Origin of the sequence: Massilia sp. W12 (genome assembly GCF_037300705.1) — a bacterium.
In the GTDB taxonomy this organism is placed as follows: domain Bacteria; phylum Pseudomonadota; class Gammaproteobacteria; order Burkholderiales; family Burkholderiaceae_D; genus JACPVY01.
The window spans coordinates 277,851-298,280 of record NZ_CP147776.1; the positions used below are offsets into that span (position 1 = coordinate 277,851).

Here is a 20,430-nt window from a genome sequence, read left to right on the forward strand (position 1 = left end):
CGGATATGAGTGAAAAGCGGATTAGCTTGGCGGATCTGGAATTTGCCCACGCGCTGATGTGGGATGTGTACGACGCTGCTGGCCGTCAGGTGATGCAAGCCGGCGAATTTCTGATTGACGCGGCGGAGCTGGTGGCGCTGGCTGAAGAGGGCTTGTTTGCCCATGCGCCGCCGGGTGGCATGGCCGGTGATGCCTCCGCTGTGGCAGGGCCGGCCAGCGGCGGCCTGGAAGTGCTTGAAATTCATTCTGTGTTGCAAACCATCAATGCCTGCAATGACCAGTTGGAGCAATTGCTGCCAGACCTGGCCGCCGCGCCCAAAGCGGCGCACAAAATCCGCGCCATTGTGGCGCAATTACAAGCCGCGCTTGATGTGCAGCGCGATATTGCGCTGGGCTGTATTTTCTTAAAACAGATCGCCGGCGCGTATGCGATCCGGCATTGCATTGAAACCGCCCTCCTGACCTTGATTATTGCGCGCGCCGATGGCATGAGCGAGGCGGAATGCATTTCCATCGCCTGCGCCGCGCTGACCATGAATATCGGCATGCTCGATATCCACGAGCAATTGCAAACCCGCAATGCCTTGTCTGAGCTGGAAAAACAGGCGATTGCAGACCATCCGGAGCGCAGCGTGGCGATTTTGCACACTGCCGGCGTGACCGATGTGCTGTGGATTGATTGCGTGTTGCACCATCACGAAGTGGAAGACGGCAGCGGCTATCCCTATGGTTTGGAAGAAAAGCAGGTGCCGTATGCGGCGCGACTGCTGGCCATGTGCGACCGCTATTGCGCGCAAGTGTCGGCGCGCAATTACCGCCGTTGCATGCGGCCCGATATGGCTTTGCAAGCCTTGCAAACCGGCCACCCGCAAGATACCCGCATCTGGCAGGTTTTAGCGCGCGAACTCGGGCCGTATCCGCCCGGCGCCCTGGTGCGTCTGGCGAATGGCGAAACCGGGGTGGTCTCGCATCAGGCGGCGCAAGACCAGCGCGCGCACATTCTGTTTGACGCCGCCGGGCATGCCGTGCTGTATCAAAATCTGGAGCGGGTCTGCAACAGCGGCCCATTTGAGATTCATCATTGCTTGCATCAGGATGAAGTTGACATCCGTTTTCATATGAAGCAAATCTGGGGACAGTTAGCCAGCGATTAAGGCGCTGCGCGCAATCTGCTGTTTGATCCGCTTTCAAGATGAGCAGAAAGTCTTGATGCGGCAAGCGTTTTTTGCCGCGCCGTATGAGGCAAACATGCGCCGCGTGAAGCGCTCTGCCAGCAGGCTGATCAGGCTTGCGGTTGCGGCGTAACACCGCGCCAGCCGGCGCCGGATAATGCCAGCGCCGGCCCGGCCTTATGCCATCAAGCCCAGCGCGCGCCAGGTGTTGCGTCCGGCAATGCCGTCAGCCGTCAAGCCATGGCTGGCCTGGTATTCCTTGAGCGCTGCTTCGGTTTGCGGCCCGAATTGGCCGTCCACCGCAATCCCGAGCGCGCTTTGCAAGGCCCGCACACTGTCCCCGCTGGAGCCCAGCCGCACTGTGACCAGGCTTGGCGCCGCCTGGCTGGCCGGGGCATTGCCGCCCAGCATATCCAAAGCCTGCTGCCGCACATCGCGCACCCGCTTGCTCCATCCGGCGCCGAAGGTGGCGAAAGTGGACAGGCTTTCCAGATACGCCTGGCGCGCATCGCACAGCTGATTAATCATGTCTGCAGGGTTGGCCGCCGCCACCAGGGACAGAGTGGCCGGGCCCATTGCGCCATCCTGCTGCGCGCCGAGAATTTTCTGTAAAAACTTGACCGCCCGACCCGGGCCGGAATTCACGGCGAAATCAAACATGGCGTAATCCAAGCCGGCGGGCAAGGCGTCGCCGCTGCATTTATCCCAATAGCCGCTGCGGTAGATCTGTTCCAGCTGGGCCTGGCTGATGTTTTTCAAATCATCCACCGTTTTGTCCGCGCCGAAATAGCTTTGAAAAACCTGCAATGTCACGCCCTTCATGGTCGCGCCGCCCGGGTCTTGCGGATGATTGGAAAAGCCGCCTTCATGCACCAAAACCAATTGCAATGCTGTTTCAAAATCAGCTTCCATCTGTGCGCTCCTGTGTGGTTGATGAGGTGTCGCCCGCGTGCGGGCATGTGGGGGACGGCATTCTTGTGCTGCGCATGCAAACCCGGGCGGCATGTGCGGCCGGCAGCGCCGGGTTTTTCCATACTCTACCCATGCCGGCCTTGACTGGCAATCGGCATGCGCAAAGTTTGTGAAATGGAAGCGCTGACATTTCTTGCAAGTAAATTTTCTATTAGGAAACATTTTAACGATAATGTTAACTTTTGTAACATCAAAACTTGTTTTTTAAATAATTGGAGTATGGTTTTGCTTCGCTGATAAAGCGAACCCCTGCTTGTCCGCCTTGATCAGGCGGGCATGTCCCACTCTTGCCATAGGACTGATAATGACAAATGGTATTACCCCCCGTATAGCGCCAGTCCGCCTTGCGACACCCGCAAACGATGCGGAAGCGGCGCGTTTTTTGGCGCAGGCGGCCTTTGGCGGCGACGCCAAATCAATCGCCAATTTGAAAGCCAAAGGCTATGACGCCTGGCTGAATGAGCAATTCGCCATGAGCACCGACATCGGCTACTGGGATTGGATGTTGTCTAAAGGCTATGCCGCGACTTCTTCCAACCCCTCGGTGCACAATGGCGCTGAAGCCGTGTTGTGGCGTAAGCTGATGCGTTCCCCCGACGTATTGCGGCAACGCGTGGCGCTGGCGCTGTCTGAAATTTTTGTGGTCTCCATGGTCAGCGTGACCAGTTTGTGGAGCGGCTATGGCGCCGCCGGCTATATGGACATGCTGGCTGCTCATGCCTTCGGTAATTTCCGCGCTTTGCTGGAGGCTGTCACCCTGTCCCCGGTGATGGGCGTGTATTTGGGCACGCGCGGCAATCAAAAAGGCAATCCCGCCACCGGCCGCCAGCCGGATGAAAATTTTGCGCGCGAAATCATGCAGTTGTTCAGCATCGGCCTGTACAAGCTGAACCCGGATGGCAGCGTGAAAACCGACGCCAGCGGCAAGGCGCTGGAAAGTTATGGTCTGCGCGATGTCAGCGAACTGGCCAAAGTTTTCACCGGCTGGGGCTTTGATGGTCAGTCCCCGACCAGCCCGGAATACTGGCGCCGGCCAATGGTGGTGCGCGACGCCAGCCACGCCACTGAAGCCAAGAGCTTTTTAGGCGTGACGATCGCCGCCGACAGCGGCGCCGGGGCTGGCGTGCGCGATTTGAAAATCGCCCTCGACACCCTGTTCAATCATCCGAATGTCGGCCCCTTTATTGGCCGGCAATTGATTCAGCGCCTGGTCAGCAGCAACCCCAGCGCGGCATATGTGCAAAGAGTGGCGCAAGCCTTCGCCAACAATGGCAGCGGGGTGCGCGGCGATATGAAAGCGGTGCTGCGCGCCATTTTGACTGACGTTGAAGCGCGCAGCCTGCCGCAAAACAACTACAGCGGCAAATTGCGTGAACCGATGTTGCGCCTGCTCCAATGGGCGCGCACCTTTAATGCAGTCTCCGCCAGCGGCAATTGGAATTTGCGCAATACATCCGACCCGGATTCCGGCCTGGCGCAAAGTCCGCTGCGCTCGCCCACTGTGTTCAACTTCTTCCGCCCCGGTTATGTCCCGCCCAGCGGTGTGATGACTGATCCGTCCCTGGTGGCGCCGGAGCTGCAAATCACCACTGAATCGACCATCATCGGCTACGCCAATTTCATGCAGCGCGCGATTAATGGCGGCTACGGCGATTTGACGCCGGATTACACGCCCTGGCTGCCGCTGGCGGCGGATGTGGTGGCGCTCACCACGCAACTCAATACGGTATTGGCGGCTGGCCAGATTTCGGCCAGCAATCTGGCGACGATCCAAAACGGCATCAGCGATATCGTCATCAGAACCGATGCGGATCGCCTCAACCGCATCAAAGCCGCCATCATGCTGGTGATGTGCGCCCCCGAATACCTGGTACAAAAATAAGGAGTTGTGATGAGCGTAAACGATATCAAACGGCGCGAATTCCTGCGCCGCTCGGGGATGATGGGCGGTATGCTGGCCGGCGCGGCGCCCTGGGCCTTGAATCTGGCGGCAATCGGCGAAGCGGCGGCGCAAACCGCCAACGATTACAAAGCCGTGGTGTGCATTTTTTTGCAAGGCGGGAATGACTACGGCAATACCCTGATACCCTATGACAACGCGAATTACAACGCGTATGCGGCGATCCGGCAAAAGCTGGCTTACCGGCAAAGCGATTTGAGCGCCACCGTCTTGAATCCGGCCAATTCCCTGCCGGACGGGCGGCAAATGGCGCTGGCGCCTGCGCTGGCGGCCTTAAAGCCGATTTTTGACGCCGGCAATCTCGGCATCATCGCCAATATCGGCACCCTGATTGTGCCGACCACCCTGGCGCAGTACAAAGCGCAAAGCGTGCCTTTGCCGCCCAAGCTGTTTTCACACAACGACCAGCAAAGTTTCTGGCAAGCCGGGCGGCCGGAAGGCGCCGGCAGCGGCTGGGGCGGGCGGATGGGCGATTTGATGCTGTCCGGCAATGGCGGTTCCTTGTTTACTGCGATGTCGATTTCCGGCAATTCCTTGTATCTGAGCGGCAATCAAGTCTCGCAATATGCTGTTTCGACCCAGGGCGCGTTCAGCATGCGCGCGCTGGAAGGCAATTTATACGGCTCCACCCGCGCCAGTGCGGCCCTGCGCAGCCTGATCACGCAAAGCCGTCCGCATCAGCTGGAAAACGCCTATGTCAAAGTCACCAATCGCAGTCTGGCCGGGAATGCGGTCTTGAAAAGCGTGCTGGACCCGAATGGCAGCTTGCCGTTTACCACCGTGTTCGAGGCCGCCAATCCGCTCGCCCAGCAATTGAAACAGGTGGCGCGTCTGATCGCCAACCGGGGCCAGCTGGGGGCTAAACGGCAAGTGTTTTTTGTCTCCATGGGCGGGTTTGACACGCATGACAATCTGGCTGCGGCGCACCCGGTGCTGCTGCGCCAGACCGCCAGCGCGATGGCCAGCTTCCACGCCGCCATGAAAGAGTTGAATTTGAATGACGCCGTGACTTCTTTCACCGCATCAGACTTTGGCCGCACCCTGGCGGTGAATGAAGATGGCAGCGACCATGGCTGGGGCAGTCATCATTTCATCATGGGCGGGGCCGTCAATGGCCGCCAGATTCATGGCAAATTGCCGGCAGTGGCGGTGAATGGGCCGGATGATGTGGGACAGGGCCGCTTGCTGCCTACCACATCGGTGGATCAGCTCGGGGCCGCCATCGCCACCTGGTTTGGCGTGTCCGCCAGTAATCTCGGCACGGTCTTGCCGAATGCGCGCAATTTTGATTTGAACGCATTGCGCCTGTTCAAAACTGCGACCAGGGTGTGACGCATGGAACACGCCGCCTCAGGCGCGGCGGCGTGTCAAACAAGGAGGCGGCGGCCAGGGCCGTCGTAGCGCCCAGTTTTTGCATGCGGAGTGTGTCAGATTGGTATCGTGAATTGCGCGGGCGGCGGCAGTGCTGAAGGAAAGTTTGCCTGGCGCATAAATTACCCATGCGTATTTGATGCGCTGCTTGTGCAATTGCCTCACAGTAAAAAAAAGCGGCATGCCGCAGCATGCCGCAAACAACGACGGTCGGGGGAGGGGAGACCGCCGTATTCAGCCGCTTGGCAAGCAAGCGGCTGCCACACACAGATTGCTTACACGCCAGCGCGCATCAGCGGGGCTTTGAGCGCTTCGGCCAAGGTGGCCTGGCACTCCGCCAGATGGGCGCGCGCTTCTTTGCTGCTCATTTGCGCCGCTGCCGCACTGATGTCTTTGAGCAGGCTTTGCGCGGTCATGCGCTGCAGGCTGCGCGCATCAGCCGGCGTGCCGGGGGCCGGTTTCAGCAAGGCATTGGCGAGGCGCTTGAGATGTTCACGCTGCAAATTGCGACGCAAGGCGGGAATATCCTTGCCGCCCTTGAGTTCAGACCAGATCGCGTTTTGCAAAGTTTCATGCAGTTGCGCCAGGCTCAGCAGGTTTTTCGCATCCGCCACTTTTTCCGGCGAATCCAGCAAACGCAGCGCCACGCTGTCGCCCATTAATTGATCCAAGGCCCCGGCTTGCAGTTTCAAAATACTGCGCGAAAGCGAGATGTCGCCACGCTGGCCGCGATCTTCAAAATGATCCGGGGCCAGGCGCGCCGCCAGTTCCGGGGTGATGCGGAAGCTGTCTGCTTTGAACAGGTTGTTGGTCAGCAGCGCCAGCGCTTCGCGTTGCTGTTTGCCATCCACCGGCGTGAAAGTGGCGCGGCCGCCGGCGCGGTCGCGCAGGAAGGTCACGCCGCCCACATATTTCAGCAGCGACGGAATTGCGCGCGCGAACTGGTTAAAACCGAATTCATAGCTGCGGCGCAGCGTTTCATAGCTTTCCCCGCTCTTCAATTGCTTGCTTTGCAGGCGGTCCCACAATTCACGCGAATTGGTCAGGCGGCGCTTGAAATACCCCAGCGCATCCGTGCCCAGATCGAACACGTTGACATCCGGGTCTGCGGCCCAGGTGTAGGCATCCTCATCCGTGCCGTAGGCAAGTTGCGGCTCAGTCGAACGGGCGGCGATTTTCGCCAGTTCTTCTTTTTCCTTGTCCGCCGGCAGCGGGCGATAGGCGTATTCAATCGCCCAGTAGTCGTAAGGGCCAAGGGTGGACATCACATATTCGCCTTGCGGCTCGCCCTTGGTGGCGATGTTGAAGGGGTTGTAATCCATCACCGAACCGGACATCCCGTTTTGTTTGGTGAAATTCGGATCCGACAATTGCTTCAAGCTGTAAATGGTGGAAGAGCGGAAGTTGTGGCGCAGGCCGAGCGTATGCCCGACTTCATGCATGATCACATCTTTCATATAGGCTTGCGCCAGCGCTTCAGCCTTCGGGCTGTCCATTTCCAACTCGCCGCGCGCTTCCAGCAGCCCCATGGCAAAGCCCATTTCATTCGCGGCGCCATGTGCATATTGGCAATGTTCCTGATGCTTGCCATGGCCATTCAAAGGCATGCTGTCTTCCGCGATAAAGCGGCGCGAACCGCGCGTGAAGACATCGGACATGCCGATATCCGCATCCAGAATTTCGCCGGTGCGCGGGTCGGCGTGCGACGGCCCGATGGCGAAGCCGACATCCGCGCCGACAAACCAGCGGATCGAAGCGTGGCTGGCGTCCATGGTGTCAAAATCGGCGTCATCCGCTTGCTGCTTGACCACGATGGCGTTCTTGAAGCCGATGCGCTCAAACGCTTTATTCCACTCCAGCACGCCTTCGGTGACTGATTTGCGATATTTGTGCGGAATGTTTTTATCCAGCCAATAAGTGATCGGGGTCACCGGCTCAGACAGCGCGGCTTGCGGATCTTTCTTTTCCAGACGCCAGCGCTTGACCATATGACGCGCCGCCTTCGGGCTCAGATCTTCGGTGTAGTCGTACTGGGTCATGACGAAATGGCCAACCCGGTCATCCGCGATACGCGCCGCCATCGGGCTGGCCGGCAGCGGACGGAAGCTGTAGTAGAAGCCGACAAACATGCTGCGCGGATCGGGCGTGGTGTGCGGCGGCGGCGGCAGCGCCACCGGCGGCGGGGTCAGCGGCGGGGCCGGAATGCGCGGCGTGGCGAAATGGGTGTTGACCAGGAAACCGGTCAAATCCTCGGCGCTGCGCACGCGGCTGAAGCTGGAGTTGCGCGCATCCGGCGCAAACGGCAGGCGGAATGCGTATTCCAGAATGGTGGAATAGCCCACCAGGTCGCCAAACAGCAGTTGCGAGGCATCGATCAGGATGCCCTTGCTCTCCGGATGCGGGGCCGAGGCCACCGCCGCCGAGCCGATCAGGCTGTCAGAAAACGCCTGCGACACGGTGACGGCTTGCGGGGTGCCGGGTTTGGCGCTGAATTCGGTGTTTTTCGCCAGCAATTGCACGGTGTTGCCGATTTTTTTGAAACTCACCACATGCGAGGGGCCCATCTGGCTGGAGTACAGGCGGCGTTCGCCGATGCTGTGCGGCACGTTGGCGCTGAAGAAAAACGGCTTGTCGAATTGCTCGGGGCGGATCTCAATCCAGACTTTTTCGTCTTTCTGATACACATTGAAAAAGCCTTTTTGCTCTTTGGCGTCTTTGATGACATCTTTGAACGGCTTGGCTTCGCCGGGGGCTGGCGGGCGCGCTGCAGCGGCGGGAGCGGCGGCGCCAGCCGCCGGGGCCGGACTTTCCTGGGCGTGAGCGGCGAATGCGAGACAGAAGCTGGCGGCAAGCGCCGACAAAGCAAATTGTGAATTTTTCATTGTTATCCGAATTTTATGTGATGCCAGGACGCACCGCAGTCGGTGTGTAGGCCCCTCTGTTTAGTGTATGCTTGACCCTGTCGCTGGCGGACAGAGGCAGGCGCCTCTTTTATCCGGCAGTATGCAGCCGGTATGGTCGGCTATGATGGCGCTTTGGCGGCAAAGTTCCGTGCGGCAAGCACGGCAAACAGGGAGGGCGGATGGAAATCTTCGTGACTGACGAAGAATTGGCGGCCTGTGAGACCCGCGTGAAATTGGCCCAAGAGACGCCAGGTGAATTATTACCGCCCTTGATCGACTTGATCTGGCTGATCCGGCAGCGCGACAGCCAAAGAGCGCAAAACCTGGCGCTGCAAGCGGCCCAACTGCTGGACGCCTGCCAGGCCGATGACCGCCAGGCGCAGTCCTGGCGCGCGCGTCTGCAGCTGGTGCGCGCCGAAAGCTTGTGGCTGGGCGCGCAACTGGTGCGCGCACACAGTGAGGCGGATGAGGCGCTGCAGGTTTTTTACGAAACCAACGACGCGCTGGGCGAGGCCGACGCCCATTGGCTGCTGGCGTATATCTGCTCTGAACAGGGCATGATTGATGATTTCAATTCCCATATGCAACAAGTGTCGGTGGCGGCGTTGCGCGCCGGCGACACCATGCGCGCGGAAATGGCGCGCGCCTTGCGCGCTTCCTGGGCGGTGTTGCGCGACCTGCCAAGCGCACAGGAAATCTGGGCGCAGGAATTCCCGCAGGAGCTGGACGGCCTGCCGCCGGCGCTGGCGGCCTGTATCGCCGATTATCAATTCACCGCTGCCTCGATCAAGGGCGATTTCGGGCGCGCCATCAGTTATGGCATGCAAGTCCATCATCTGTCGCTGCAAACCGGGCAGATCCGCACCGCGATTATTTCCGCCACCAACACCGGCGACAGTTTCAATAATTTAAATGACCACGAAAGCGCGCTGGAGTGGATGCAAACCGGGCTGGATCTGGCGCGCCGCACCGGCTGGCCGGCGCGCATCGGCGGTTGCTTGAATCAGACTGCGGAAACGCTGCGCAAACTGGGGCGGCTGGAAGCGGCGGAAAGCATGCAAACCCAGGCTTTGTCGATTCTTTCCACCATGCCCGGCTCGCGCAGTTATGCGCTGGCATTGAACTATGCCGGGCAACTCGCGCTGGATCGTAAAAACTGGCAGGGCGCACATGAATATTTTTGCCAATTGCTGACCCGCGCCACCGCGCTCTCGCAGCGCGATTTTATTTGTGAAGCCTGGCGCGGTCAGGCCCGCGCGCTGTCACATCTGGCGCGGCCTGAAGACGCCTTGAAGGCGGCGCGCGAAGCGCTGGCGATTGCGCGCCAGCAAAATGCGGCGATGCGTCAGGTGCTCGCATTGTGGGGCATGGCGGAATTGCATGCGGCCTGGCCTTTGCCGCCGGATGAGCCGATCAGCGCGCCCAGTCCGGCCTTGCACTATTTGCAACTGGCCTTGCAAGACGCCGCCAAAATCGACGGCTTTTTGCCGCCGGCGGAACTGTATGAGGATCTGGGGCGGGCCTGGGCTGCCGTCGGCGCGTGGAAAGAAGCATATGAAGCCGGCTTGCTGGCGATTCAAGCGCGCCAGAAAATGCAAAGCCAGTACGCCAGCAAACGCGCGCTGGCGATTCAGATACGGCAGCAGACCGAGCGCGAGCGCACCGAAAGCGTGCACCACAAGCAATTGGCGCAAGCCGAGGCGCGCCGCGCCGAAGTGCTGCAGCAAACCAACGCCACCCTGGCCAATCTGGGCGCGATCGGACAGGAAATCACGGCCCAGCTGAATTTGAATGCGGTGCTCGATGCGCTCAACCGCCATGTGCACAGCCTGCTGGACGCCACCGCATTCGCGATTTATCTGATGGAGCCGGATGGCGAACGCTTGGTCAGCGCAATTGATATTGAAGCCGGCGAAACCCTGGCCGCCTCGATTTTGCAATTAAGCCATCCCACTTCGCTCACCGTGCGCTGTGTGCGCGAGCGCAGCGAGATTTTGATTGACGCCGACAGCATGCAGGAAACCCATATTCCGGGCACCCTGATTTGCCTGTCCGCCCTGTTTGCGCCGCTGATGGTGGGCGAACGCGTGCTGGGCGTGATGACGATTCAATCACCGCGCCGGCATGCTTATGGCGAACGGGAACGCATGATTTTCCGCAGCCTGTGCGCATACGGCGCGATTGCGCTCGACAATGCGCACGCGTATCAGCAATTGGCCGATACGCTGGACGCTCTGCGCCAGACCGAAAGCAAATTGATGGCGCAAGAGCGGCAAGTGCGCCAGCACGCGGAAAAGCTGTCGCAAGCCAATCGCGCGCTGCAGGAAAATGCCGAAAAACTGCGCCAGGCCAAGCAAAAAGCGGAAGAGGCTACCCGCCTCAAATCGGAATTCCTGGCGAATATGAGCCATGAGATCCGCACCCCGATGAATGCGGTGATCGGCATGGCGCATCTGGCCCTGCGCACCGGCCTGACCCCCAAGCAACAGGATTATCTGAACAAAATCCACACCGCCGGCCTGTCCCTGCTGGGGATTATTAACGACATTCTGGATTTTTCCAAAATCGAAGCCGGCCATCTGGAAATCGACGCCAGCCCGTTTTCGCTCGACGACGTGCTGGCCAATGTGGCCAGCGTATCAAGCCAGAAAGCGGCGGAAAAAGGCTTGGAATATCTGTTTGACGTGGCCCCGGATGTGGTGCGCCAATTGCAGGGCGATCCCTTGCGGCTGGGACAGGTGCTGATCAATTTGACGAATAACGCGATCAAATTCACGCACAGCGGCGAAGTGCGCCTGGCGATCCGGCAGCGCAGCCGCAGTGAAGACCGGGTGGAATTGCAATTTGTGGTGCATGACACCGGAATCGGCATGAGCAGCGAGCAATTGGCGCGTCTGTTTCAGCCATTCTCCCAGGCCGATGGCTCGACCACGCGCAAATATGGCGGCACCGGGCTGGGTTTGTCGATTTCCCAGCATCTGGTGCAATTAATGGGCGGCATGATCAGCGTGCGCAGCACGCCGGGACGCGGCTCCAGTTTTGAATTCACCCTGCGCTTTGCCGTCAGCGGCAGTCAGCTGCGGGTCTTGCCGGCAGGCTTAGCCGGCTTGCGTGCGCTGGTGGTGGATGATAATGAAGCGGCGCGCGAAATTCTGTGCCAGAACCTGCAAGCCATGCTGGGACAGGCCGATGCGGTGGAAGACGCCGAGAGCGCCTTGCTGGCGCTGGCGCGCGCCGATCAGTCCGGCCAGCCATATGACCTGGTGTTGACCGATTACCGTTTGCGCGACCAGGACGGGATTGCGCTGGCGCGCGAGATCCGCGAAGACCAAAGTTTGCAGCGCAAGCCGGAAGTGATGCTGGTGACGGCTTTCGGGCGCGAAGAAGTGCAGGGCGAAGCGGAAGCCGCCGGCGTGGCCGCCTGCATTTTCAAGCCGCTCAATTTCTCACTCTTGCAACAGGCCTTGGCCTCGGTGTTTGCGCCGCACCAGCGCGGGGCGAATCACCCGGCCCCGGCGCGCCTGGCCCCGGCCAGCGTCTTGCTGGCGGAAGACAATGAAATCAATCAGCAAATCGCCGTCGAACTGCTCGAAGGCATGGGCTTGAGCACGGTGCTGGCGAATAATGGCAAAGAAGCGCTGGAAAAATTGCGCGCCGCCGGGCCGCACGCTTTCAAACTGGTCTTGATGGATTTGGAAATGCCGGAAATGGACGGCCACGCCGCCACCCTGGCGATCCGGCGCGACCCCGAATACAGCGCGCTGCCCATCATCGCCATGACCGCGCATGCGCTGACCGAAGTGCGCGAGCGCTGTTTGCAAGAGGGCATGCAAGACTATTTATCCAAGCCGGTGGATCCGGAACAACTCTACGCCACCCTGGCGCGCTGGCTGTCAGCCGCACCGCTCAGTCTGCCGCAGAGCGCGCCGGCGCCGCACTGCGCGCAAGATTTGCCGGACTTGCCAGGGTTCGATCGCCAGGCCGGTTTGCAGCAAGTCGGCGGCAATCAAAAACTGTATCGTCAATTATTGCGCCGCTTCGCTGACAGCCATCAGGGCACGATGGCGCAACTCGGCATGCTGTTCGCCGCCGGCCAGTTAAGCCAGGTGCGCAGCCTGTTGCACAGCCTGCGCGGGGTGGCGGCGAATCTGGGCGCCTTGCAAGTGGCGCAAGCCGCCGGCGTGCTGGAGCATAGTCTGGAAGACCCCTCACATCTGGAAGGCAGCGGCGGCTTGATGCGCCAATTGCGCGAAGCCATGCAGCAGGCGCTGCAGGGGTTGGCCAATCTGCCGCCCGAAGCCTGTGAATGCGACCCGCAACAAGCGCGTGTGGAAATGTTGCGCCTGCTGCACGAAGGCAGCAGCGATGCGCTGGCCTGCTTTGAACGCCTGCGCCCGCAACTGGCGCAGATCATGGAGCACACGCATTTGAGCCAATGCGCGCAAATGTTGCGCAGCTACCGCTTTGAAGATGCGGCGCGTTTGCTTGGCCCGGACCGGGAATGCGCATGAGCGCCGAATACACGCTTTTGCAAGTCTTGGCGGAAGAGGGCGGCGTGCGTCTTCTGCGCGCGCTCGGCAATGACGCCGCACAGCAGCCGATTAATACCGTGCTGCTGTTGCAAGACCGCAATAGCGGCGATGCGCTGCTGCAAATCGATCAATTGCGCCAGCAGATCGGCTTATGCGCCGGCTTGCCGGAAAAAAGCGTCGCCCTGCCGCGCGCCGTCTGCCTGTATGAAGGCGCGCCCACGCTGGTGTTGCAAGACCCCGGTCTGCCGACCCTGGAATCCCTGCTGCAAGAAGCGCTGCCATTGGAACAGTCATTACGCATCGCCTGCGGCATCGCCAAAGCATTGCGCAGCGTGCATCAGGCTGACATCGTGCACAAAAGCCTGTGTCCGGCGCATATTCTGGTGGATCAGCGCAGCGGCCAGGCCTGTCTGCTCGGCTTTCACCTGGCCAGCCGCCTGCCGCGCGAACGGCAGGAATATTTACCGCTGCAGGAATTGCCCGGCAATTTCGCGTATATGGCGCCGGAGCAAAGCGGACGCATGAACCGCTGCATTGATGCGCGCAGCGACTTATATGCCCTGGGCGTGATTTTTTACCGCATGTTGAGCGGCAGCCTGCCGTTTGAAGCCGGCGATGCGCTGGAATGGGTGCATTGCCATGTCGCGCGCAGCCCCGTGCCGCCGCATAAACGGCAAGCCGTGTTGCCGCTGGCGCTTTCGCAAATCGTCATGAAATTGCTGGAAAAAGACGCCCAGCAACGCTACCAGAGCGCAGCCGGACTGTTATACGACTTGCGCCGCTGCCTGCAAGAGTGGCAGACGCGCGGCGCGATTCCAATGTTTGCGCCGGGACAGCACGATGCGCCGCTGCGGCTGTGCGTGGCGGAAAATCTGGTTGGCCGGCAGCAGCAAAGCCGCCAGCTGCAGCAATCCCTGCAGCGCGTCTTAAACAGCGGCAACCCCGAGCTGTTGCTCGTCTCAGGCAGTTCGGGCAGCGGCAAATCTTCCTTGATCAATGAATTGCACAAAGTCGCGCTGCAACCGCGCGTCTGGTTTTTGGAAGGCAAATTCGAGCAATTCCAGCGCAGCATTCCGTATGCGATTCTGGGACAGGCGTTCAGCGTGCTGGTGCGCCAATTGCTGTGCATGAGCGAAGACGAGGTGCAGCACTACCGCCTGCAATTGCAACAAAGACTTGGATCGAACCTGGGCCTGATGCTGGAGCTGGCGCCGGAACTGCGCTTTATTTGCGGCGAACTGCCGGCCCCGCCGGCCTTGCCGCCGGTGGAAGCGGAAAACCGCTTTCAAAATGTGTTCCGCCAGTTTTTAAGCGTTTTTGCCACCCCGCACCATCCCTTGCTGCTGTTTTTGGATGATTTGCAATGGGTCGATGGCGCCACCCTGAAATTGCTGGCCGACATCGTGGCCCACAATACGCCGCGCCATGTGCTGCTGATCGGCGCGTTTCGCGAAGAAGAGGCCGGGCCGGCCCATCCGCTCAGTCTGACCTTGGCGCGCATGCGCCATGCGCGCCGCCAGGGCGCCCGCCTGAGCCATGTGCGCCTAAGCCCGCTCAGCTTGCAAGAAGTGCAGGAACTCATCGCCGCCAGCCTGCATTGCCCGCACAACGCATGCGCCCCGCTGGCGCAACTGGTGTATGGCAAAAGCGCCGGCAATCCGTATTTCACGATTGAATTTTTGCGCACCCTGGACGAAGAAAAGCTCCTGTATTACGAAGCTGAACTGGCCTGCTGGCGCTGGGATCTGAGCGCAATTGAGCAACGCTATCCGCCGCCGCGCAATGTGGATGAAGCGGCCGGCGCGCGCCAATTATTGAGTGAAAAACTGGCGCGCCTGGGGCCGCCGCAAGCGCGCCTGCTGGCGCTGGCCGCCTGCATTGGCCATCAAGTCCCGCATGCCCTGCTGGCGCGATTGAGCGGCATGAGCCTGGAGCGCGTGCGCCATTGCGCGCAGGCGCTGGAGCAGGCCGGTTTGCTGCTGCGCCAGCGCAATCAGTATGTGTTTGCGCATGACCGCGTGCAAGAGGCGGCGGTGCAATTATTATCGCCGCAGGAATTGCCCGGCCTGCACTTGCAAATCGGACGCCTCCTGGCCGGCGCCGGCAGCACGCAGCAAATCGAAGAAGAAATCTTCCACATCGTCAACCACTGCAATGCCGGCTTGGAGCTGGTCAGCGCGGAACAGGAAAAAAGACTGTTATGCCAGCTCAATTTCCTGGCTGGCAAAAAAGCGCGCGACGCCATCGCCTACGCCGCCGCCGTCGATTATCTGCGCCTGGCCGCCAGTCTGATGCCGCCTGATCCATGGAGCCAGGCGTATGACGATCAGATGGCGCTTTTATTCCTGCGCTGCGAATGTGAATACCAGCTCGGCCACACCGGGCTGGTGGAACAGTTTTTCCATGAGATGCACGCGCATGCGCCCGACCGCTTGCAGCGGGTGCGCATCGCCACCTTGCGCGTCAAGCTGTACCAGCTCTCGGCGCGCTTTGCCGAAGCGCTGCAAGTCGCCTTGCAAATCCTGCAGGAATTTGAGATTGGCTGCATGGCGGGACAGGATAGCGTGCTCGCCCAGGCGCTCGCGCACGAACAGGCCGCGCTGGACGCGCAACTGGCCGATTGCGATATCGCCAGCCTGGCCGCCTTGCCGCAAATGCAGGATGAGGAAATCCGCATGGTGCTGGAATTGCTGGCGGAAGTGCGCGCCATCGCCTGGAACGTCAGCCCCATGCTGTATCAATATTTGAGCGTGAAAGCGATGGCCCTGCTGCTGCAATACGGCAACAGCGAAGCCGGTTGTTCAGCCTATATGGGATATGGCATTTTACTGGTGCAGCGCGGCCAGATTGAGCAGGCGGTGGCGCTGGCGGATATGGCGCTGGCGCTGTATCAGCGCTATCCGGAACAAGTGCGCAGCGGACGCCTGCTGTTTACCCACGGCGCATTTTTCAGCAGCTGGCGCAAACCGCTGGCCAACAGCATCGAGCTGCTGGAGCAAGCCTATATCCGCTGCATGGAAGCCGGGAATATGGCGATGGCCGGCTATTGTGCGCCGCATATCCTGGTGATGCTGCTGGAACAAACCGATAACCTGGAACACTGCCGCCAGATCTGCGAAAAATACATCGCATCGGAAAAACACAATCAAAGCCGCTGGCCCGACCGCCTGCTGCGCATGTACCGCCAATTATGCAAAGCGCTGGCCGGCGCCACTGACAGCCCGGGCGGCTTGGATGATGCGCAATATGACAGCCAGCGCGCGCTGCGCGAATTCACCGAAGCCGCCTACGGCCCCGGACTGACCTTGTTTTATCTGGTGCAGCAGGTTTTGCATTATCACTTCGGGCGCTATCAGCAATCGCTGGAAGCGGCGCGCCAGGCGGCGCAAGGCATGCATTTTTTACGCGCCACTTATTCAGAAACCACCCATTATTCCTATCTGGCGCTGGCTTTGTGCGCCTGCCAGGAGCAGCGCGGGACAGATCCGCAAACGCTGGCGCAATTGCATGAGATTGAAGCGCGCCTGGGCGTCTGGGCGCAACACTGTCCGCACAATTTCCAAGCCCGCCACCTGCTGCTGCAAGCTGAAATCGCACGCCTGGAAGGGCGTCAACTGCCCGCCATGCGCGCCTATGACGCCGCGATTGACGCCGCGCAAAGCGCTAAATTTCATGTGGTGGAAGCGCTGACGTATGAGCGGGCGGCGGTGTATTACCACCAGCTTGATCACGAAAAAATCGCCCACAATTATTTGCGCGAAGCACGCGCCGCCTGGCAGCATCTGGGCGCGGATGGCAAGGTGCGCGAATTGGGCGCGCGCTTTCCCTGGCTGGAGGCGCGCGCCGCCCTGAGCGCGCAACAAGCCGCCGGCACCGCTGCCGGCACCCGCTTAGCCCAGCTCGATATGCTGTCTGTGCTGAAAGCATCGCAAGTGGTGTCCGGCGTGATGGAATTGGACGCGCTGATTCAATCCCTGCTCAAAATCGTGCTGGAAAACGCCGGAGCCGGGCGCGGCCTGCTGATTTTGCCGCAGGCCGGCAGCTGTCAGATTGTGGCCGAAGCCAGCACCACGCAAGAAGGACTGAGCGTACAGAACCTGCATTTGCCGCTGCAGCAAAGCGATAAATTGCCGCTCAGCCTGATTCAATATGTGATGCGCACCAGTGAACGCGTGTTGCTTGATGACGCCTCGGAACACAGCCAGTTTTCCGAAGACAGTTATTTGTACCGCATGCGTCCCAAATCTGTGCTCTGCCTGCCCCTGCTCAAACAAATGAAGCTGGTCGGCCTGCTGTATCTGGAAAACCGTTTGACTCCCGGCGTGTTCACCCCGGGCCGGCTGGAAGTGCTGGAACTGCTCGCCTCACAAGCCGCCATCTCGATTGAAAACGCCACCCTGTACCGCAATCTGCAACTCGAAAACGCCGACCGCAAACGCGCCGAAGCCGCCTTGCAGGAACACCGCGACCAGCTGGAAGTGACCATACACGAGCGCACCCTGGAAATGCTGCGGCAAAAGCAGGAAGTCGAACAGCAAAAAGAATCAGTCGAATTGGCGCACAAAAATATTTCGGTAATGTCGGAAATCGGCCGCGAACTGACCGCCAGCCTGCATCGCGCCGATATCGTCAAAACCCTGTACCGCCATGTGAATGACTTGATGGAAGCCTCGAATTTCGTGGTCGGCTTTGTGCAGGAAGAACAAAACCGCCTCGAATTTCCTTTCAATATCCACCTCGGCAATTTTCTGCCGGCCTACAGCTGCAGCATGGAAGATGATTTGCCGGCGGTCTGGTGCGTGCGTGAGCGCGGCGTGGTGTTTGTGAATGACATCGAACAGGAAGCCAAGCTGTATGTGCGCGACCCGGAAGCGGCCTGGCAGCGCGCGCAAAAACTCGGCGTGCGCTCGATGCCGCAAGCCCTGCTGCTGGTGCCGATGGTGTTGCAAGAACGGGTGCTGGGCATGATCGGGGTGCAGAGCTACAGCAAGCATGTGTACCGCCGCATCCATATCGATATGCTGCAAACCCTGTCCGCCTATGCCGCCGTGGCGCTGGATAACGCCCTGGCGTATTCGCAAGTCGAGCAGGCGCTGGCGGCTTTACGCGAAACCGAAGCGCAATTGCGCTTGCAGGAACAGCAAGTGCGGCAACAGACCGGCGAACTGGCGCGCGCCAATAAAACCCTGCAGGAAAACGAAGAGCGCTTGCGCCAGGCCAAACAAAAAGCGGAAGACGCAACCCGCCTGAAATCGGAATTCCTGGCCAATATGAGCCACGAGATCCGCACCCCGATGAATGCGATTATCGGCATGGCGCATCTGGCCCTGCGCACCGAACTCAATCCCAAGCAACAGGATTATTTAGGCAAAATTCATCGCGCCGGCCTGTCCCTGCTGGGAATCATTAACGACATTCTGGATTTTTCCAAAATCGAAGCGGGCCGCCTGGAAATCGAGCAAACCGGGTTTGAACTCGATGATGTGCTGGCGAATGTGGCCAGCGTCACCAGCCAGCGCGCCGGTGAAAAAGGCCTCAGCTATCTGTTTCATATCGAACGCCATGTGCCGCAGCGGCTGCAGGGCGATCCCTTACGTTTGGGACAGGTATTGATTAATCTGGTAAACAATGCGATCAAATTCACCGAGCGCGGCGAAGTCTGGCTGGAAGTGCGCATGAGCGGACTGGCGGCGGCGGCGCAGCAGCAGGCCGGCCAGGTCTTGCAGCTGCGCTTTGCGGTGCGCGACACCGGGATTGGCATCAGCGCGGAACAACAGGCGCGCCTGTTCCAAGCCTTTTCCCAGGCCGACGGTTCAACCACCCGCAAATATGGCGGCACCGGCTTGGGTTTGTCGATTTCGCGCCATCTGGTGCAATTAATGGGCGGCAGCATCGGCGTGCAAAGCAATCCCGGCCATGGTTCGACCTTTTATTTCACCTTGCCGTTGCAGACGGTGGATAGCGTCAGCCATGTGCAATTGCCGCCCGATTTGCATGGTGCGCGGGTCTTGCTGGCCGACCCCAATCCGCGTTCTTGCGGCGCCTTGCAAGAAGCCTTATCCGCCTGGCCCTTGCGGGTGGAGGCGGCGGACAATCTGAGCGCCGCCTTGCTGGCGCTGCGCGTGGCCAGCGCCAGCGGCGACCCGTTTCAATTGCTGCTGTGCGATGTCTGTCTGGGCGAAGACAGCGGCTTGCAACTGGCGCAGGCGGCGCAGGCGCAAGAAGCGAGTCCGCCGCGCATTTTGATGCTGGCCTGCGCCGGCCAGGAACAGGCTTTGCGCGCCGCCGAGCAAGCCGGCCTGCTGAGTTTGTGCAAACCGTTTGCGCGCAAACAATTGCAAGACGCCTTGCTCAGTTTGCTGGCGCCACGCCCGCGACTGCGCAGCGGCGCGCGCAGCCCAAGCCAGCACTATTTCGGCGGCGCGCGCATTCTGCTGGCGGAAGACAATGAAATCAATCAGCAAATTGCGCTTGAACTCTTGCAAGAAGTCGGGGTCGAGGTCAGGGTGGCGGAAAATGGCCGCATCGCGCTGGATTGCCTGCTGGCCGCCGGGCCGCAAGGCTTTGATCTGGTCTTGATGGATTTGGAAATGCCGGAAATGGATGGCCACCAGGCTATCCTGGCCCTGCGCCAGGAAACCGCATTCCAGGATGTGCCGGTGCTGGCGATGACCGCGCATGCAGTGGCGGAAGTGCGCGAGCGCTGTCTGCGCGAAGGTATGCAAGACTATTTCACCAAGCCGATTGACCCGGAGCAATTGTATGCATTGCTGGCGCGCTGGTTGCCGGCGGCGGTGCCGCGCGGCGCCAAACCTGTGCGCGCGTCAAAAGCCGTGGCCCCGCCCTGGCCGGACTTACGCGGCATTGATTTGCAAGCCGGCCTGTCCCGCGTGGCGGGGCGGCGCAGTCTGTATCTGCAATTATTGCGCCGCTTTGCCGACAGTCAGCGTGGTTGTATTGACGAGTTGCGCGCCGAACTGGCGCAAGGCCACCGCGCCGAAGCCGCGCGCCTGGCGCACAGCCTGCGCGGGGTGGCCGGCAATATCGGCGCCGACGCCCTGTCCGCCGCTGCGCGGCAACTGGAATACCGCTTACAAGCCCCGCATTTGGATGAGCATGAGATTGCCGACGATGTGCAAGCTTTGGCGGCGCAATTGCAAGATTTGCTGCCGCAGATTGACGCCTGGCTGGCCGCGCAGCAACCGCCGGTCAGCGCTGAGGCTGTCGCTCAGAGCATTGCGCCGGCGCAAGCGCAAGCCGAGTTGCGCCGCCTCTTGCAAGAAGGCAGCGCAGACGCGCCAGCCTATTTCACCGAACAGCGCAGCGCCTTCGCCACCTTGCCGCAATGCGCCGCATTGGAAGCAGCTTTACAGCAATTTGATTTTGATGCGGCGCTGGCATGTTTGGCGCCATGACGCGCGGCAGCAGCGACCAAAATCAATGGGGTCACAAAATCAATGGGGTCAGACTCGATTGATTTCTCAACAAAATCAATGGGGTCAGACTCGATTGATTTCTCA

Annotated in this window: 7 protein-coding genes; 5 read left to right on the plus strand and 2 right to left on the minus strand. The window is 60.2% G+C overall.

Going from position 1 to position 20,430, the window contains the following annotated elements; translation table 11 throughout:
• Window positions 1-5: 5 nt before the first annotated feature.
• Window positions 6-1,154 carry an HD domain-containing phosphohydrolase gene (locus V8J88_RS01205; protein WP_338847318.1) on the plus strand — a complete coding sequence of 383 codons (1,149 nt, stop codon included), beginning with the start codon at window positions 6-8 and terminating at the stop codon, window positions 1,152-1,154.
• A 195-nt stretch (window positions 1,155-1,349) separates the two neighbouring features.
• On the opposite strand, the gene V8J88_RS01210 is transcribed toward V8J88_RS01205, so the two are convergent.
• Window positions 1,350-2,084 (minus strand): glycosyl hydrolase 108 family protein, encoded by a 735-nt coding sequence (locus tag V8J88_RS01210; RefSeq protein WP_338847319.1) that lies wholly within the window; start codon window positions 2,082-2,084, stop codon window positions 1,350-1,352.
• Between the two features lie 364 nt (window positions 2,085-2,448).
• Here V8J88_RS01210 and V8J88_RS01215 point away from each other — a divergent pair, with 364 nt between their 5' ends.
• Together V8J88_RS01215 and V8J88_RS01220 are read left to right on the plus strand one after the other, a co-directional pair.
• The gene (locus tag V8J88_RS01215) at window positions 2,449-4,026 is read left to right on the plus strand and encodes a DUF1800 domain-containing protein (protein WP_338847320.1); all 1,578 of its coding nucleotides are present in this window, start codon (window positions 2,449-2,451) and stop codon (window positions 4,024-4,026) included.
• A 9-nt stretch (window positions 4,027-4,035) separates the two neighbouring features.
• Window positions 4,036-5,436 carry a DUF1501 domain-containing protein gene (locus V8J88_RS01220; RefSeq protein WP_338847321.1) on the plus strand — a complete coding sequence of 467 codons (1,401 nt, stop codon included), beginning with the start codon at window positions 4,036-4,038 and terminating at the stop codon, window positions 5,434-5,436.
• A 314-nt stretch (window positions 5,437-5,750) separates the two neighbouring features.
• Here V8J88_RS01220 and V8J88_RS01225 read toward each other — a convergent pair whose 3' ends face one another.
• Window positions 5,751-8,357, minus strand: a complete 2,607-nt coding sequence (locus V8J88_RS01225) for a zinc-dependent metalloprotease (protein WP_338847322.1) — start codon at window positions 8,355-8,357, stop codon at window positions 5,751-5,753.
• A gap of 200 nt (window positions 8,358-8,557) precedes the next feature.
• On the opposite strand from V8J88_RS01225, the gene V8J88_RS01230 reads away from it, so the two are divergent.
• Together V8J88_RS01230 and V8J88_RS01235 are read left to right on the plus strand one after the other, a co-directional pair.
• On the plus strand, window positions 8,558-12,889 hold the full coding sequence (locus tag V8J88_RS01230; protein WP_338847323.1) for a response regulator: 4,332 nt from the start codon (window positions 8,558-8,560) through the stop codon (window positions 12,887-12,889).
• Window positions 12,886-20,325, plus strand: a complete 7,440-nt coding sequence (locus V8J88_RS01235) for an AAA family ATPase (protein ID WP_338847324.1) — start codon at window positions 12,886-12,888, stop codon at window positions 20,323-20,325. Before V8J88_RS01230 ends, V8J88_RS01235 begins: the two co-directional genes overlap by 4 nt.
• The last annotated feature ends 105 nt before the right edge of the window (window positions 20,326-20,430 follow it).

Bases quoted from the DNA above. Each gene is read 5' to 3' on its own strand.
- V8J88_RS01205 (WP_338847318.1), top strand. From the start codon at position 6: ATGAGTGAAAAGCGGATTAGCTTGGCGGATCTGGAATTTGCCCACGCG.
- V8J88_RS01210 (WP_338847319.1), bottom strand. From the start codon at position 2,084: ATGGAAGCTGATTTTGAAACAGCATTGCAATTGGTTTTGGTGCATGAA.
- V8J88_RS01215 (WP_338847320.1), top strand. From the start codon at position 2,449: ATGACAAATGGTATTACCCCCCGTATAGCGCCAGTCCGCCTTGCGACA.
- V8J88_RS01220 (WP_338847321.1), top strand. From the start codon at position 4,036: ATGAGCGTAAACGATATCAAACGGCGCGAATTCCTGCGCCGCTCGGGG.
- V8J88_RS01225 (WP_338847322.1), bottom strand. From the start codon at position 8,357: ATGAAAAATTCACAATTTGCTTTGTCGGCGCTTGCCGCCAGCTTCTGT.
- V8J88_RS01230 (WP_338847323.1), top strand. From the start codon at position 8,558: ATGGAAATCTTCGTGACTGACGAAGAATTGGCGGCCTGTGAGACCCGC.
- V8J88_RS01235 (WP_338847324.1), top strand. From the start codon at position 12,886: ATGAGCGCCGAATACACGCTTTTGCAAGTCTTGGCGGAAGAGGGCGGC.